The 15,934-nt window shown below is 70.5% G+C and carries 14 protein-coding genes and 1 pseudogene; 9 read left to right on the top strand and 6 right to left on the bottom strand.

From position 1 onward, the window contains the following. Positions 1-120 precede the first annotated feature (120 nt). From ACFY30_RS19165 to ACFY30_RS19150, 4 genes and pseudogenes are all read left to right on the top strand, one after another. Positions 121-1,086: a polysaccharide deacetylase family protein gene (locus ACFY30_RS19165; RefSeq protein WP_390846342.1), complete on the top strand. Its 966-nt coding sequence runs from the start codon at positions 121-123 to the stop codon at positions 1,084-1,086. A gap of 434 nt (positions 1,087-1,520) precedes the next feature. Beyond that, the gene (locus tag ACFY30_RS19160; protein ID WP_390846341.1) at positions 1,521-2,339 is read left to right on the top strand and encodes a sensor histidine kinase; all 819 of its coding nucleotides are present in this window, start codon (positions 1,521-1,523) and stop codon (positions 2,337-2,339) included. Between the two features lie 151 nt (positions 2,340-2,490). Further along, positions 2,491-3,096: pseudogene (locus ACFY30_RS19155) on the top strand (response regulator transcription factor); the annotation flags it as partial. Positions 3,097-3,480: 384 nt separating this feature from the next. Beyond that, positions 3,481-3,624 (top strand): hypothetical protein, encoded by a 144-nt coding sequence (locus tag ACFY30_RS19150; protein ID WP_390846340.1) that lies wholly within the window; start codon positions 3,481-3,483, stop codon positions 3,622-3,624. 164 nt (positions 3,625-3,788) lie between these two features. Here ACFY30_RS19150 and ACFY30_RS19145 read toward each other — a convergent pair whose 3' ends face one another. After that, positions 3,789-5,630: a pentapeptide repeat-containing protein gene (locus ACFY30_RS19145; RefSeq protein ID WP_390846339.1), complete on the bottom strand. Its 1,842-nt coding sequence runs from the start codon at positions 5,628-5,630 to the stop codon at positions 3,789-3,791. A gap of 104 nt (positions 5,631-5,734) precedes the next feature. Between ACFY30_RS19145 and ACFY30_RS19140 the strand changes: the two genes are divergently transcribed. Beyond that, positions 5,735-5,926 (top strand): hypothetical protein, encoded by a 192-nt coding sequence (locus ACFY30_RS19140; RefSeq protein ID WP_390846338.1) that lies wholly within the window; start codon positions 5,735-5,737, stop codon positions 5,924-5,926. A gap of 95 nt (positions 5,927-6,021) precedes the next feature. On the opposite strand, the gene ACFY30_RS19135 is transcribed toward ACFY30_RS19140, so the two are convergent. The 3 genes from ACFY30_RS19135 to ACFY30_RS19125 all read right to left on the bottom strand — a co-directional run bounded on the left by ACFY30_RS19135 (position 6,022) and on the right by ACFY30_RS19125 (position 10,043). Continuing rightward, entirely contained in the window at positions 6,022-6,798 is a 777-nt protein-coding gene (locus ACFY30_RS19135; RefSeq protein ID WP_390846337.1) for a hypothetical protein, read from the bottom strand. A 589-nt stretch (positions 6,799-7,387) separates the two neighbouring features. After that, the gene (locus tag ACFY30_RS19130) at positions 7,388-8,011 is read right to left on the bottom strand and encodes a hypothetical protein (protein ID WP_390846336.1); all 624 of its coding nucleotides are present in this window, start codon (positions 8,009-8,011) and stop codon (positions 7,388-7,390) included. 685 nt (positions 8,012-8,696) lie between these two features. Continuing rightward, a complete protein-coding gene (locus ACFY30_RS19125) occupies positions 8,697-10,043 on the bottom strand; it encodes a flavin-containing monooxygenase (RefSeq protein WP_390846335.1) in 1,347 nt (448 codons plus the stop codon). 191 nt (positions 10,044-10,234) lie between these two features. Here ACFY30_RS19125 and ACFY30_RS19120 point away from each other — a divergent pair, with 191 nt between their 5' ends. The 4 genes from ACFY30_RS19120 to ACFY30_RS19105 all read left to right on the top strand — a co-directional run bounded on the left by ACFY30_RS19120 (position 10,235) and on the right by ACFY30_RS19105 (position 14,436). Continuing rightward, positions 10,235-10,888, top strand: a complete 654-nt coding sequence (locus ACFY30_RS19120) for a TetR/AcrR family transcriptional regulator (protein WP_390846334.1) — start codon at positions 10,235-10,237, stop codon at positions 10,886-10,888. Continuing rightward, complete coding sequence (locus ACFY30_RS19115; protein ID WP_390846333.1) at positions 10,885-12,597, top strand: GMC oxidoreductase; 1,713 nt, start codon at positions 10,885-10,887, stop codon at positions 12,595-12,597. The genes ACFY30_RS19120 and ACFY30_RS19115 overlap by 4 nt, the downstream gene beginning before the upstream one ends. Next, positions 12,594-13,205 carry an acetoacetate decarboxylase family protein gene (locus ACFY30_RS19110; RefSeq protein ID WP_390846332.1) on the top strand — a complete coding sequence of 204 codons (612 nt, stop codon included), beginning with the start codon at positions 12,594-12,596 and terminating at the stop codon, positions 13,203-13,205. The genes ACFY30_RS19115 and ACFY30_RS19110 overlap by 4 nt, the downstream gene beginning before the upstream one ends. Before the next feature lie 295 nt (positions 13,206-13,500). After that, positions 13,501-14,436, top strand: a complete 936-nt coding sequence (locus tag ACFY30_RS19105) for an alpha/beta hydrolase family protein (RefSeq protein WP_390846331.1) — start codon at positions 13,501-13,503, stop codon at positions 14,434-14,436. A 169-nt stretch (positions 14,437-14,605) separates the two neighbouring features. On the opposite strand, the gene ACFY30_RS19100 is transcribed toward ACFY30_RS19105, so the two are convergent. Further along, complete coding sequence (locus ACFY30_RS19100; protein ID WP_390846330.1) at positions 14,606-15,193, bottom strand: hypothetical protein; 588 nt, start codon at positions 15,191-15,193, stop codon at positions 14,606-14,608. Between the two features lie 243 nt (positions 15,194-15,436). Continuing rightward, positions 15,437-15,892: a hypothetical protein gene (locus ACFY30_RS19095; protein WP_390846329.1), complete on the bottom strand. Its 456-nt coding sequence runs from the start codon at positions 15,890-15,892 to the stop codon at positions 15,437-15,439. Positions 15,893-15,934 lie beyond the last annotated feature (42 nt).

Raw genomic sequence — 15,934 nt, 5'->3', positions numbered from 1 at the left:
CCAAACCCAACGGCAGCGGCAACAGTTGGGGCGTCACCATCCAGCACAACGGCAACTGGACCTGGCCGACCGTCTCCTGCACCGCGAGCTGACCCCCCACCCCCAGGCTGGAGCCCCCCCATGACATCCAGACCACGCCTCACGATCCTGGCCGCCGCTCTCGCGACAGCCGCCGCGGGCACACTGACCCTCACCACCCCCGCCCCGGCCCAGGCCGCCGCCTGCAACGGGTACGTCGGACTCACCTTCGACGACGGTCCGGGCGGCACCACCACGGCCCTGCTCAACGACCTCACACAGAACGGGCTGCGGGCCACCATGTTCAACCAGGGCCAGTACGCCGCCGCCAACCCCTCCCTCGTACGGGCCCAGGTGAACGCCGGGATGTGGGTCGGCAACCACAGCTACACGCACCCGCATCTCACCCAGCAGAGCCAGGCGACCATCGACTCGGAGATCTCCCGGACCCAGCAAGCCATCGCCAACGCGGGCGGCGGCACTCCGGTGCTGTTCCGGCCGCCGTACGGCGAGACGAACGCGACGCTGAAGTCCGTGGAGGCCAAGTACGGGCTCACCGAGGTCATCTGGGACGTCGACTCGCAGGACTGGAACAACGCCGGCACCGACGCGATCGTCGCGGCCGCCGGCCGGCTCACCAACGGCCAGGTGATTCTCATGCACGACTGGCCCGCCAACACGCTCGCCGCGATTCCGCGCATCGCGCAGGGACTCGCGGCTCGCGGACTGTGCGCGGGCAAGATCTCCCCACAGACCGGACGCGCCGTGGCCCCCGACGACAGCGGGGGCGGGGGTGGCGGGGGCGGTTGCACCGCGACGCTGTCCGCGGGTCAGCAGTGGAGCGACCGGTACAACCTGAACGTCGCGGTGACCGGTTCCGGCAACTGGACCGTGACCATGAACGTGCCCTCGCCGGCCAAGGTCCTGTCGACCTGGAACATCAGCGCCACCTATCCCAGCGCCCAGGTACTGACCGCCAAACCCAACGGCAGCGGCAACAGTTGGGGCGTCACCATCCAGCACAACGGCAACTGGACCTGGCCGACCGTCTCCTGCACCGCGAGCTGACCCGGACGGCGCGGCGGCCCAGAGCTGCCGCGCCGCACCGTGAGCACCAGCGTGTTCGACGGGGTTCTCCTGGTCGCGATGCGCCGGCAGGACTCCGTTGGCTACGCTCTGGCGGGTGTTCGGAGCGACGACGCCAGGGTCACCTGAGGGCGTTCGAGGTGTCATGGCGCGCTGGAACGCGCTGGGTGTGCCGGCGCGGGACGGGGTGTTCACCCTCGCGCCGGCGCCGGTGGTGTTCGCGCCCGTTATGGCCCCTCTCGGCGCGGAATTCGGCGACTTGCCGAAGCGTCCGTACGATGTGCCGGGCGTCCTGGCCGTGCTCTTCCTGTGGCTGCCTCTGGTGGTGCGCCGACGATGGCCCGGCGTGTGCCTCGCCCTGGTGACGGGAGCCTTCGGTCCACCAACTCGCGGCCTACCCCGGCACGTTCGCGACCATGGGCCTGTACGTTGCCCTCTACAGCGTGGGGGCCCACGGCAAGCGCGTCCGCGGTGCGCGCTTCGTGCTGGTGGCAGCCGTGGCCATCGGCCTGTACGTGCTGTTCGCCCTCGGGCTGCACCACCGGGGCTCACCCCAGCAGGCGTCCGACTTCGCCCTCATCCTCCTGGCGCCGGCCTGCTGCTGGGCCGCGGGCCGGGCGGTACAGGCGCGGCAGACGGCGGAGGAGGCGCGGCGCCGACGCAGTGTCGATGCGGCGATGTCCCAGGAACGGGCCCGTATCGCAAGGGAGTTGCACGACGTGGTGACCCACCACGTCACCGCGATGGTGGTGCAGGCGGGCGCGGCCCAGTTCCTGCTCGCCGACGCCCCGGACCGGGTGGCCACCGGACTCGACGCGATCAGCGAGTCCGGCCGGCACGCCGTGGCCGACCTCCAGCATCTGCTGGGGGTACTGAGGGCGTCCGGTGACGCGCCGGCCGACGGGTGGCCGATCGGGACGTCCGCGGCGGACCGAGCCCCGGCACCGGGCCGACTGCACGACCTGGTCGAGCAGATCCGGGCGGCGGGGCAGCCCGTGGAACTGACGCAGACGGGAGAGCGGCCCGCGATGGCCTCGGGCGTGGAGCTCGCCGCATACCGTGTGGTGCAGGAGGCTCTGACCAACGCCCTCAGACACGCGCCGGGCCACAGGACGCTCGTCACCGTCCGCTATGCGCCCGACGGCATCGAGGTCGGGGTGATCACCGAGGGCCAACCCGCCACGCCGGCCCCGCCGCGATCAGTCCCCCGGGCCGGGGCGGTGGACACGGACTGATCGGCCTGCGTGAGCGGGTCGGCGTCTTCGGCGGTGAACTGACGGCCGGCAGCCGCCCGGACGGCGGCTTCGCCGTCAGCGCCCGCATCCCCGCCGGCAGCCACAGCGCCCCCTCCGGGAGGCACGGATGACAGACTTCGGCGGGACCACGATGACGGGCACGGGTGGGGCAGAGAGGGCAGGTACCGGAGTGGTGCGCACGGCGGAGACCGGCTCCACGACGCCGATCAGGGTCCTGGTCTGCGAGGATCAGGAACTCGTACGCACGGGCTACGTCACCATCTTCACCGCCCAGCCGGACCTGGAGGTCGTGGGAGAGGCCGCCGACGGACGCGCGGCGGTGGAGGCCGCGGGACGACTGCGCCCCGACGTGGTGGTGATGGACATCCGGATGCCGCTGCTGGACGGCATCGAGGCAACACGGCTGCTGGCCGGACCCGATGTCACCGATCCGGTGAAGGTCCTTGTGGTCACCACCTTCAACCTCGACGACTACGTGTACGAGGCACTGCGGGCCGGCGCGAGCGGGTTCCTGCTCAAGGACTCACCGCCGCGCGACCTGGTGCACGGCATCCGTACGGTAGCCCTGGGCGAGTCCCTGCTGGCACCTGCCGTCACCCGCCGACTCGTCGGCAGGTTCGCCGACCGGATCCGCCCGGCCGAGGCCCGCGGGTCCGCCACGAGAGGGGCACTGTCCGGCCTGTCCCCGCGCGAGACCGAGGTGCTGAAACTGATCGCCGAGGGAGTCGCCAACGCACCTCGTGTGCCCGTGAGTTCCTCGACGAGGCGGAAGACGATGCCGCGGAAGAGGAGTTCCTCGACGACCGCGACCCCCGCCATGATGCCGAAGACGGTCACCGCGCCGCCCACGGACACCCCGCCCCTCGTGCCGTATCCACCGAACAGGGCGATCAGCGCGAGCGTCGCGACGAACAGGCCGAGGCCGAGCGGCAGGCCGATGCGCAGGCCTGGCCTGGCCACCGAGGTGTCCAGTTCGGACACGGGGCGCTGTTCGAGGATCCGTACCGCCGCCGCGTAGACCGTCAGGGCGATGACCACAGCCGCCGCGCCGAACAGCCGGGACAGCACCGGGTTGTCGCCGGCCACACCCCTCATCCCTGCGGCGAGTCCCGTGACCAGGATGAACAGCACCGCCATCACCGCCAGCCGCACCCCGGCCGGCCACACCCGGCGGGTCGGCTCGAACGGTGACTGCGAGAACTGGTGCCTGACCCACCGCACCGCCTGCGCATTCCAGAGCGACATCACATTCCTCCCCTGTTGACCGGCGGCCCGGCCGCCCCTGCATCGCCGGGAACGCTATGAGCTGGGGCACCCCACGAACGTCCCCCTGAGGTGGACAATCGCGTGTAGCTCGCGCGGGGGACACCAGGTCATGCGTGCCATGCCGGGAGCGGCTGGTCGTGCGAGCATGGCCAGAGGTGCGGGTCAGCGCTTGACACGGTTACGCACGGCCAGGACGGCCAGTCCCAGAAGGACGGGCTCGGTCACGCGGGACGCCATCTCGATGTAGGTGCCGGAGGTGGTCAGGTCCTGGTCGGCGGAGCGGAACACCACTGAGTTGAGCGTGACGTTCAGGGCCTTCTCGAAGCGCGCGCCGGTGAACCGATTGCCCGTGGGGTTGTGGGGATCAGCCTTGTCGATCTGGAAGGTGACCTTGCCACCGCCGGGCGGCACTGTGCCGGTCGCTTCCTGCTGGGGAGAGTCCTGGGGGAGCCCGAAGCCCATCAGCAGCACGACGGTGACGAACATGGCGGCGCCGAGCCATGCAAGGGCCCGGGAGGCGCGCATACCGTAGCCGGACAATGCCCAGTAAGCACTCAGAAGCCTTCGCTCGCTCCCGGGGATGTCGTCGGCGTGGCGGCGCATCTCCATCTCCCCGTAATAGAAGTCGGCGGCCCCCGGCTCGTGCTTGCCGTCCTCGAACGCTTTACGCAGTGCCCGGTACACAGGCGCCAGGTGCAGCGGCCCGACGTTTCCAGCGCCGAAGACCGCCACATTCCAGCCCCGGACAGCCGCCGGCCGGCTCGCGCGCCAGTGGTGCTCTTCGGCGAGGGTGCGGCGCTGGGTGAACCGCACAGGGCGACCGCGCCTCCAGTGTGTGCCGGATGGGACCTTTGCGAAGGAGCAGGTGCCTTCCAACCTCAACTGGTCCAGATGCACGGTCCCGGTGAACAGACACTCCGACAGGTCGACGTCGGCGAGAACCAGATGGGCCGCGTCCACTCCACGCAGCGAGGCTATGCGCACCGTGGCGTCGGGTGCGCCGACAAGACTCTGTTCTGCCACCGGCCGTCCGGAAGGGAGCGCGAAGGGGGCGGCCTCCGCGGCGATCGTGAGCGGGTATTCGAAGACCGCGTGGGAGAAGTCCACAGTGGTGTGGCGCAGACGAACCTCGGCCGTTGACGACCAGCGTGTCCGTCGGCACTCCAGGCGACGAGTGGCGAGTGAGACAGTCACTGGGCCACCGAATACTGCTCCTGACAGCACTACCCGACCAGCGCACACGAGCGGCCCAAGGCTAAGTGCCCGCTCGAAGACTGCCTGCTCGAAATCGGCGTTGTGACAGAACACCGTCGCCTTGAACATGGCGCCGATCTGGAAGGTCGCCGCCGCAAATCTGGCGAAACGCTCGAATTTCGCCGAATCGAACCAAGCGGCGCCGTGAAAGGTTGCCCACCCGAAGAAGGCCACGTCTCGGAAGGTGGCCGAGTCGAATCCGGCATTTCCGCGGAAGGTCGCCGATTCGAACATGACCAACTCCTGGAAGATCGCCGAACCGAACCAGGCGTCATCATCGAAGGAGGCCAAGTCGAATCGGGCGTCGCCGTGGAAGGAGGCCGAAGCGAAGCTTGCCCCGTTGTGGAAGGACGCAGAAATGAATACGGCGGTGTTATGAAAGATCGCCGATGCGAATGAAACGCTACCGTGGAAGGAAGCTGACTCGAACGACGCGTCCCCCTGGAAGGACGCGGAAGCGAACCTGGTGTTCCCCAGGCGGGCGTGTCCGGTGGCGGGGTCGCGGAGGGCGTCCAGGAGGGCATCAAGCATGGGTTCGGTGAAGGGGGTGCCGCGGTGGTCCATGTCGGCGCCGGGCGTCAGGCCGGCCAGGTAGGCGTCGCGGTCGGTGTCGGTCAGGTGGGCAAGGCATGCAGTGTGACCGGCGACGTGGATGCCACGGCAGCCGACCGCGTCTTCCGGGGTGGTGCCGTGCCCGCAGTGCGGCCACTCAGGCGGAGCTGGGGACGGTTCGGGACTCGGGTGTGCCATGTCCGAAGGACCATCGAGCGCGCTGGATGGTTGCCGATCCCTGCTCCCGGCTGGCGCCCGCAACGAGGGCGGAGGCCTCGCTCGTCGGTGCTCTCGGGGTGAGTATGACCGCGGCCAGTGGTTCGGCGCCCTGGACGGGACACCCACGTCGGCCCCTCCCGCGCAGCATGGCCGGCCTGCGCAACCTCGCCATCGGCGTCTACCGTCGGGACGGTCGCACCAACATCGCCGCCGCCCTCCGCTCCACCGCCCGCGGCTGCCGCAGATCCCTGACCGCCCTCGGCCTCACCGGATGAATCCGAACAGACCTCGATCACGCAAGAGACCCTGCCTCCAGACCGGCTGATCTCCGTCACCGAACGCGGTGGGGTACCGGGATGCGAACGTCTGACTACGGGCCGACGTGGTGCAGCAGTGAATGCAGGAGCCCCTTCATCCCTTCCTGGGAGACGAACCGCAAGGCTGGGTCCTGGCCGTCCGGTTCCTGCGCCCACCACCGGGGCAACTCGACGTCGAGCAGGTTGTCGGCGTACCAACGACCATATTCCTCGCCGTCGAGCAGAAGAGTGGCCCAGGGCAGCAGACGACAGCCGAGCGAGGTTTCCGCCTCCGGAGGTGCGGGCCGGCTCGGACGCCGGAGACTGTCCTGCAGCGCGAGGAGACGTCCTTGCTCGGCGGCACCGGCCTTGCTGATATGCGTCTTCCGGAGCGACCACGTGCCCAGCAAGGCCGCTGCCGTGCACAGCAGGAGAGCCGTGGACGTGTTCCCCCTCCACATCAGGAACGCACCGGACAGTACGGCAATCGCCATGCTGAACAGCACGTAATACGGTCGGGCCAAGTAGCCGCGCTCACGGGCAGCCTTGGTCACGCTCCGCTGAATCTGCGCGAGGCTGATCCTGGTACCGCGGAGGGAGGCCGGCGGACCGGGTTCGCGCCGGAGCCGCAGTTCACCTTCCCTGCCGAGGATCGCGTCCAGCAGGGCGGCCCGGTCCGGGGGAAGCCCGGCCCCGGAGCGGGTGCCGGGGCGTATCACGTAGCCGTCTTCGTGCGCCGTCACTCGCAGACAGCCGTCCTCGGCAAGTGCCAGGGTTTCGCTCATCACGACCTGCATCGGATTCTTGCGCCCGACCAGCCGACTGCCGACCAGACAGCTCGACTCAGGCATCCCCGCCTCCGTGCCTGCACCCTTCACCCGTCCCCCTCATGATCGCACCGACGCTGGGACGCTACCGAAACCCCGCGGAGCGCCGGAAGGGAACGCTGGAAGACGGGTCGGCCTGGCCGGGCGACGGCGACCTTCGGCGGTGGCCCGGCACGGCGACCGGCCCCCGGCTCGCGGCCCGGATCAGAGGACAGGGCAAGGTGGGTTGGGGTTGCTGTCGTACCCCTTGTCTACAACGCCCCGCGTGTGTGCCACGGTGCGAGTGCGGCGATCGAGCGTTCACCAGCAGCAGCACCTGTCATGGAGCCCCGACTCCATCAACCGGCGTCGATGCCCGGCAGTGATCACACGTTTCTGCTTCCAGTGCCCTGAGACCACACCCGGCCTGGAGATCGTGGCGCGGCGCTCCGCTGTCACAGAGCCTGGCTCGACGCCCGAACCCGGCCCGGCTGATGCCACGGCGGCCGAGGACAGGCATCACCACGTGACCCCGCCCACGAGCCCTGCCGCGAGCCCGTTGGCGGTGCTTTCGTGGATCACGCTGGGCCGCTGCGGCTACGCATGAGGCAGTCGGCCGGGAGAGCTCGGGGCGTCAGGCGGACTGCTGCTTGGGCTGATCGCCGGCCGCGGCGGGCTCGGCTGTGTCGGGGGTGGTGTAGAAGACGGATGTGCCCTGCTTGGTGCGCTGGGCCTGGTTCTTGGCCACGAGCCCTTCCAGCGTCGTACGCACCACGGTCGTCTTGACCGCGCGCTCGGGATGCTGCCGGCCCAGCGCGGTGGCGATCTCGGCAGCCGAGCGGGGCTCGTCCTGGCCGGCCAGGTGCTCGCGGACCAGTTCCACCAGCGTGGGTGCAGCGGGCTGTGGGGCTGAAGCCGCTGCGGCGGGCTTCTTGCTGGTCCGCTTCTTCGCCGGGGCGGGCTTCTTGGCCTTCGCCTGCGGGGCCGCACCGGATGCTGTCACGGTCTTCTTGCGGGGAGCGGGCACCGCTGTGACGGGCTCGGCCGCGGGCACGTCGGGCGCCGCCGGGATGCCGAGGGCCTGCTGGAGGTTCAGCAGGACGGTGTGATCGTGCCGTACAGCGGCGAGTTGCTCCTGCAGCGCTTCGATCTCACCGCTGAGGCGCTCCTGCTCCTTGAGGTTGCGTTCCAGGTCGCCTGCCACCTGGGCGCTGTACTGGGAGGTCAACTCGGTTGTCTGGGCAGCGGTTTCGGACACGATGCTCACACCCTTCCTGTGTGGCGCAGCCGATGAGCGGCGGGCCCATGGCATACGCGAAGTCGAAGGTTCATGCTGTCCTGCCTGCTGCCCTGGGAGCAGCGGCAGTTACTGGCGCACATCTGTTGAGTAGCGATAGTACGGAAGACAGCGCCGTTGTTCCTCTGCCGTATGGCTGACAGTCGATGGCGGAGTCCCGGCAGGGCAGCGAGTCGGGGTGCGGGTCGGAGGGGGAGCCGGGGAGGAGGCAGGCTTCCAGCGCGACTTCCTGGGCAGGGCGAGTCGCCGGGCTGCCGGGACGTGACAGAGCCGAGAGCGGACACGAGGCGGCTCTCCGAGGCCGATCCGCGGACTGCCCAACCGCAGAAGCCGGCACCGCCGTTCATGAGGGAGCCGGCCGTTCGCGTCGACGCTTCCATCAGGTCACCGAGGAAGGCGCCGAGCGGGCGAGCGACACCCTCGCGCGCGTCTACCGTGCCCGCGAACAGCCCCTGCCGGGATGGGCCCCCGCCCGATCGGCGACGGGGGAGTGTCATGAGCGCCCGCCCGGTCGGTGCCCCGACCGAGCGGGCGCCGTCACGCCATCCCGTTCCCCTCACCCACTGCCTCGCCGTTGCCGCACTCGTCGCCGACGTCGGCCCGACACCGCTGGTCGTCATCCGGATCACCAGCCGCATCACGCGCATCACCCGGACGCCGCAACCCGCCTGCGGCCGTCCCGCCGCCGCACGGCCCTCCGCTTGCGCTCCTTGGCCAGTTCCCGCAGATACGCCTGAGCGTCCACCTGAATGGTGTGCCGGGTCGAGGCGACGTACCGCCGGGCGATCCGGGCGCGGTAGGTGCGGATCTCCTCGAGCATCTCCTCCCGGCCGGGCAGGGTGCACCTGTTCTGCAGCAGGTCGGCGACCCAGTGCGACTGGGCCTCCGCCAACGGCATGATGGCGCCGAGCGGCTGCACCAGACCGATGAAGTAGAGGCCGGGGTGAGCCGGCGCCGCCACCCGGTGATACAGCTGCGGATCGTTGTCCTTCAAGCCGATCAACTCGTCCGACAGGAAGGGGAACGCGATGTCGTACCCCGTGCAGTAGATGATCGTGTCGATCTCCTCGACGCTTCCGTCCTCGAAGAAGACATGGCCGGCGTCGGCCTTCCGCGGCACGGGTCTGACGGTGATGTCGCCGTGGCTGAGGCGGGACAGCAAGTCGTCCGAGATGGTCGGATGGGCGGCCAGGACGCGGTGCGTGGGGGTGGGCAGCCCGTAGTCCGCCAGACGGCCGCGGCTCAGGCGCAGCAGGAGTTGCAGGCCGCGGTCCTGAACGGCGAAGGGCGCCCGCGCCAGCCACGAGTGGGTCAGATGATCGGTGGGCGTGCCGAACAGGTGTTTCGGCAGAATGTGCGCGCCCCGGCGCATGGCGAGGACCGTCCGCCGGGACACGCGCGAGGTCTCCACGGCGATGTCGCACGCCGAGTTGCCGATGCCCAGCACGAGGACCCTGCGGTCGGTGAAGGGCTCGGGCCGGCGGTAGTCGTGCGAGTGGATCTGGGCGCCCTGGAACTCCGCCGCCCCGGGGATGCCGGGCTGCGGCCAACGGGGCTTCCAGTGGTGGCCGTTGGCGACGAGTACGGCGTCGTACGTCTCAGTGGCGTGATCGTTCGTGTCGCGATGCCGCCAGGCCACCGTCCACTTGCCCCCGGCCGGGACGACCTCGGTCACCTCGGTGCGGAATCTGATCGACGGGCGCAGGCCGAAGTGGTCGACGAACGCGTCGAAGTAGTGCGCTATCCGGGCGTGGCCCGGGTACACCGGATACTCGTCCGACATGGGATAGCACGCGTACTCCATGATCTGACGGGATGTGTTGATGTGGAGCGAACGATAGGCCGACGACTGCCCGTTGTCGTTCATGTAGCGCCAGTTGCCGCCGACGTCCGATCCCAGCTCGAAGCAGTCGTAGGCGATGCCCCGTTCCGCCAGCACCTGGCAGGCGGCTATCCCGGACGAACCGGCCCCGATCACACACACCTTCTGCATGGCGACCTCCTTGTGACCAGGTGGTCATATCACTGGCCGATCACAGGCTGGGGGGTCCGCCACCGCCTGTCAATGGGCCGCCCCGACTTCACTCGACAGCCATGTCCGTCAGAGGCGTTGACTTCCGACGGGGGACACCCTCACCATGACCGGGCGGTCACATGACCGTCCGGTCATACGAAGGAGTGTCCATGCCCACTCCCACCTGGACCCGGCTGTCCCCGGCCCGCCGCGAGCGGGTCCTGGTCGCCGCGATGGACGAGTTCGGCGCCCACGGCTACTCCACGGGTAGCCTGAACGTCATCGCCCGCGAAGCCGGCGTCGCCAAGGGCTCACTGTTCCAGTACTTCTCGGGCAAGCTGGACCTCTTCGCCTACGTCGCCGAGCAGACCTCGCTGCGCATCTACGCCCGTATGCAGCCGTGGCTCGACGGCTACGACGGGACGAGCGACTTCGCCACTCACCTCGTCGACGCGCTGGAGGCCTGGCTCGAGTACTTCGCCGGGCACGCGCTGGAGCGCGGGGTGACCGCCGCCACCAACCTGGAGATGGACCCGGCGGTCCGAGAGGCGGTCAGCGAGCCCGTGAACGCCATCTACCTGGCCGGTCTGCGCCCCCTCCTGGAACGGGCCGCCGACGCCGGGGACCTGCGCAAGGACGCCGACCTGGACGCGCTGCTGTCGCTCCTCCTGGTGCTCCTGCCCCACCTCGCGCTCGTCTCGCACCTTTCCGGGCCGAACAGCCCCGTGCCGCTCACCGGGGTCCACCCCCAAATCCGGCGCGAGAACCTCGAACGTCTCGTCATGCCGCTGCTGGCCGACTTCAGAACGCGAGACGAGCGATGAGGGAACCCGACTACGACGTCGTCGTCATCGGCTCCGGCTTCGGCGGCAGCGTCAGCGCCCTGCGCCTCACCGAGAAGGGCTACCGTGTGGCCGTCCTGGAAGCCGGCCGGCGCTTCACCGACGCCGACTTCCCGCGTACGTCCTGGAATCTGCGTACCTACCTGTTCGCGCCCCGCCTCGGATGCATGGGCATCCTCCGTGCGTCCCTGCTCGGCGACATCCTGGTGCTGAGCGGCGCGGGCGTCGGCGGCGGATCCCTCGGCTACGCCAACACGCTGTACGAGCCCCCGGACGCCTTCTACGAAGGCTCGCACTGGGCCACCCTCACCGACTGGCGCCGCGAACTGGCCCCCTACTTCTCGCAGGCTCGCCGTATGCTCGGCGTCACGCCCAACCCGCTGTTCACCGAGGCGGACCTCCTGCTGAAGGACACCGCGACCGAGCTCGGCTGCGCCGACACCTTTCGGCCCACCCCCGTCGGAGTCCACTTCGGGCCGGCCGGCACCGACCCCGGCGCCGCGGTACCCGACCCGTACTTCGGCGGAGTGGGACCCACCCGCAACGCCTGCCTCAACTGCGGTGCCTGCATGACCGGTTGCCGGCACAACGCGAAGAACACCCTGCCCAAGAACTATCTCGGCCTGGCCGAGCGGGCCGGCGCGCGGGTGCTGGAGCGCCGCACGGTGACAGACGTCCGGCGGACCGGCGACCAGTGGGCCGTCACCTCGGTCCGCACGGGTGCCGTCCCGCGGCGGCGAGGGCTGACGCTCACGGCACGGCATGTGGTCTTCGCCGCAGGCGCGTTGGGCACCCAGCGACTGCTGCACACCCTGAAGGACAACGGCTCCCTCAAGGACATCTCGCCGCGGCTGGGACGGCTGACCCGCACCAACTCCGAGGCCATCCTCGGCGTCCGCGCCCGGGAACGCGACGCGGACTACACCCGCGGCGTCGCCATCACCTCGTCCGTCCACCTCGACGCGACCACCCATGTCGAGCCGGTGCGCTACGGCCGCGGCAGCAACCTGCTGGGACTGCTGGGCGCGATGCTCGTCGACCCCGTGCCGGGGCGCTCCCGCCTCCGAGCCGGACTCGCCGCCATGGCGCGCAACGCCCGCAGGCTCCCCGCACTCCACAACCCTCGGCGCTGGTCGCAGCAGTCCGTGGTGCTGCTGGTCATGCAGACGGTCGACAACTCGGTGACCACCTGCCTGCGGCGGACCCGGACAGGGCGGCGCCGTCTCAGCAGCCGTCCGGGCGAGGGCGCACCCAACCCGACCTGGATCCCCGCCGGACACCGCGTCGCCCGCACGGCCGCCGACCGGATCGGCGGCCAGCCCTGCGGCACCTGGGCAGACCTCTTCGACATCCCGGCAACCGGCCATCTCATCGGCGGATGCACCATGGGGGAGAGCCGGGACACCGGCGTCGTCGACCCGTACCACCGCCTCCACGGCCATCCCGGACTGCACGTCATCGACGGCTCCACCATCTCCGCCAACCTCGGGGTCAACCCCTCGCTCACCATCACGGCCCTCGCCGAGCGGGCGACCGCCCTGTGGCCCAACAAGGGCGAGCCCGACCCCCGGCCCGCAGCCGGTCTGCCGTACCGCCCCGTCACACCCGTCCCACCACGTCGGCCGACCGTTCCGGCCACCGCCCCGGGCGCGTTGCGCCTGCAGTCTCCCCACGGGATGGACGCGGAATGACTCCCTACCCTGACGAACCATGGCACCTGGCCGGACAGATGTACCTGTCCCTGTGGCTCGTGCCGCGCGCACAGCTCCCGGCCCTCGTGCCGGGCACCCGGCCCCTCACCGTCGCCGGCCGCGGCCTGGTCGGCGCGGCCTGGGTCGTCTACGAGAACGACAGCGTCCTGCACTACAACGAACTGCTGCGGGCGGTCGCGGTGCGGGACGGAGCGCGGCCCCGTGTGAGCATCACCGACATCTGGGTCGACAGCGAGGTCTCCATGGCCGGCGGTCGCGCACTGTGGGGCATCCCCAAGGAGATGGCGACCTTCGAGGCCCGGCGGACGGACGCCACGTCGTTCGCCGCGAAGACCGGCCAGGGGGCGCTCGCGGCCGCCCGGTACACGGAGCGGAGGCGCCTGCCGGGCCGCTGGCCCCTGGCCTACAAGCTGGTTCAGACGCTGAACGGCCGGATCAAGACCAGTGCGGTCCACAGCCGCGCCGCCCTGCGGCTGGCGCATGCCGAGTGGACGGTGCCCGCCGACAGCCGGCTCGGCGCGCTCGGCGACCGTGCCCCCCTGGTCAGCCTGATGCTGCGCGACTTCACCCTGCGCTTCGGCGGATGAGCGTCCCCGCGACCGGTTGTCACCGGTCGTGGGACCCCGCCGAGTTCCCTCGCTCCACCGGCTCCTGACCTTCTCCCGCTCCGCGCACCACGCGCGGCCGGGGTGCGCTCGCCCGGGTTCGCGTCCGGTCCGGTTCGGCGCGCTTCGGCTCAGTGAGCTCTCCCTGGGACACCGCCCGGGTCACGGGTGTGCCCGCGGCGGCGTGGACCTCCGACACCACGGTCGGAGAACACCCGGACAACACGGAGACGTACCACCGGAAATCACTGTTTCATCCCCAAGAAAAGGTGATCTCGTGTTCCGTACACTCCAGCGGTCCCTGACCGCGCTGCTGCTGAGCGCGGCAGCCGCCCTGGCCCTCGCACCAGCCGCCCAGGCGTCGGAGGCGGCGCCCTCCGCCCGGGCGGTGGACCCCTCCACCACGGGGTCGTTCCCCGTCGCCTACACCGATCTCACGGTCTCGGCCTCCGGCCGGTCGTACAGCGCACGTGTCTGGTACCCCGGTACGACGGCCGGGGCGAACGCGCCGGTCGCCGCCGGCTCCCACCCCGGTCTCGCCTTCGGGCACGGCTTCTTCCAGGCCGTCACCCAGTACGAGAGCCTGCTCAAGCACTACGCCTCCTGGGGCGTCATCACCGTGGCGCCCAAGTCCCAGGGCGGCCTCTTCCCCAGCCACTCGGCGTTCGCCGACGATCTGAACGCCGCTCTCACCTGGCTCACCACCCAGAACAGCACCGCCGGTTCGCGTTTCGCCGGTGCGGTCAGCACCAGCCGGCTCGCCGTCTCGGGGCACTCCATGGGCGGCGGCGCGGCCCTGGTCGCCGCCGGCCGGAACCCGGCCGTCAAGTCCGTCACCACCCTCGCGGCCGCGGAGACCAACCCCTCGGCCGTCAGCGCCTCCGGCTCGCTCAGCATCCCCGTCCAGTACGTCGGCGGCAGCGCCGACAGCATCGCCAAAGTCGCCGACAACCAGCAGAAGATGTACGACGCCAAGCCCTCCGCGACGCAACTGCGCGTCATCACCGGCGGGTTCCACTGCGGATTCGAGGACAGCTCCGGCTTCGGCTGTGACAGCGGAACCATCACCCGCGCCGCCCAGCTCAAACTCACCTACGGCGTCACGACCGCCTGGCTGCTCCACACGCTCGGCGTCGACTCCTCCCTGTACGACCAGGTGTGGGGCTCCGCTGCCCAGAACCTGGCCGGTGTCGTGTACTCCGCCAAGCCCTGAGCACCCCGACGCGGGCCGGCGGCAGGCCGGTGACGGCCCTGCCCGCTCGAAGGTGGTCTTCGCCGGGCGGGCGGCCGTGGAAAGCTCGCGGCCGCCCGCCCGGTCACCGGTTCGGCGGTGGCGCCCCGCCCCCGGTTCTGCGGGCGGGGTGCCGCCGCGGGCACGGCGGTCACACGGCTCGGTTCCGGGACCAGACCACGACGCTGTCGGACTCGAACACGGTGAACACGGCCTCGTTGCGCGGCGGCCACCGGCGGTCGAGATCGGTGACCAGGGCGCCTCCCGCCTGACCGGCGGCGGTGGCGAGGACATGGGTGTCGAAGGTGCGGTCGTCCCTCTGCTCCAGCCAGATCAGCCGGTCGTCACCGTCCCCGGACACCCCGAACACACCGGGCGCGGCTTGCCCGGCCCGGCCGCGCGCGACGATCCCCGTTGACAAGGGGGTCGTGGTCCACGAAGAACGCGGGTCGGCCGGCACCGAGAACGAGACCACCTGGGAAGCCGGATCGGTCGAGCCCGGCGGGAAGACGGTGTTGGTGTGATGGGAGCCGACCCACACGGTACGGCCGTCGCCGTGCAGGTTGCGCACGGGCCGCAGCTGGATCGCTCTGCCCTGCGTGGTGTCGATGACGTGGGGTGTGAAGCCACCCACCGGGTGGTCCGGACCCGGGGCCGTGGTGCGCTCCAGCCACATGAACGCGGCTCCCGGCTCGAAGTACTGCGCGGAGGCCACGTCCAGATCTCCGTCGGAGTCCACGTCCGTGACGACGGGGAGGGCACCGCCACCGGCTGCGAGGTCGACCGGCTCCCGGCTGAAGCGTTCGGGCCCGTCGACGCCCGGAACACCTGGATCCAGGCGCTGGCCGGGGGACGGCCCTCGATCCTCACGACGGGCTGCGCGGACTCGCCGACGGTCACCAGGTCCTTGCGGCCGTCGCCGTCGAAGTCGACGAAGACGGCGCGGTGGTAGGAGAGCGGGGAGCTGCCCGGCGTCACGATGTCATGACGCTTCCAGAGGCCGCCGGCACGGTGTTCCCACCAGCTGAGAGATCCGCACAGTGCGGCGCAGCGAAGGAATCCGCCTGGGACCAATGTCGCGGTCGCCGTCCCGGTCGACGTCGGCCACGCCCGGTTCGTTGGGGAAGGGGATCGCTGCGTCGGTGTCGAACACCAGCTGCTTCGACCAGGTGCCGAGCGCCCGTCCGCTCTGCCGGTAGACCGCGAGCCGGCCGGCCGCCGGGGGGATCGGCGGCCCTCCCGGAACGGCCTCGAAGCGGCCGAACCCCGTCACCACGAGTTCCTGACGGGCGTCCCCCTCGATGTCACCCGCCACGGCGAAGGCCGCACCGGGCAGAGAGGCGTCGACCGTGTGCGGGGAGTACGACGCCGCTCCGGGAGGAGCCGGTGACGCGTCGGCGGGGACGGCCGCGCAGAGGGAGGCCAGGGCGGTGATCATCGTCGTTCCCGAGCGGGTCAGCCTGCGCAAGAGGCCGCGAGT

The organism is Streptomyces sp. NPDC000345, from assembly GCF_042898825.1.
GTDB lineage: Bacteria > Actinomycetota > Actinomycetes > Streptomycetales > Streptomycetaceae > Streptomyces.
Note: the sequence above shows the minus strand (reverse complement) of the source record. Positions and strands in the feature narration are given on the sequence as shown.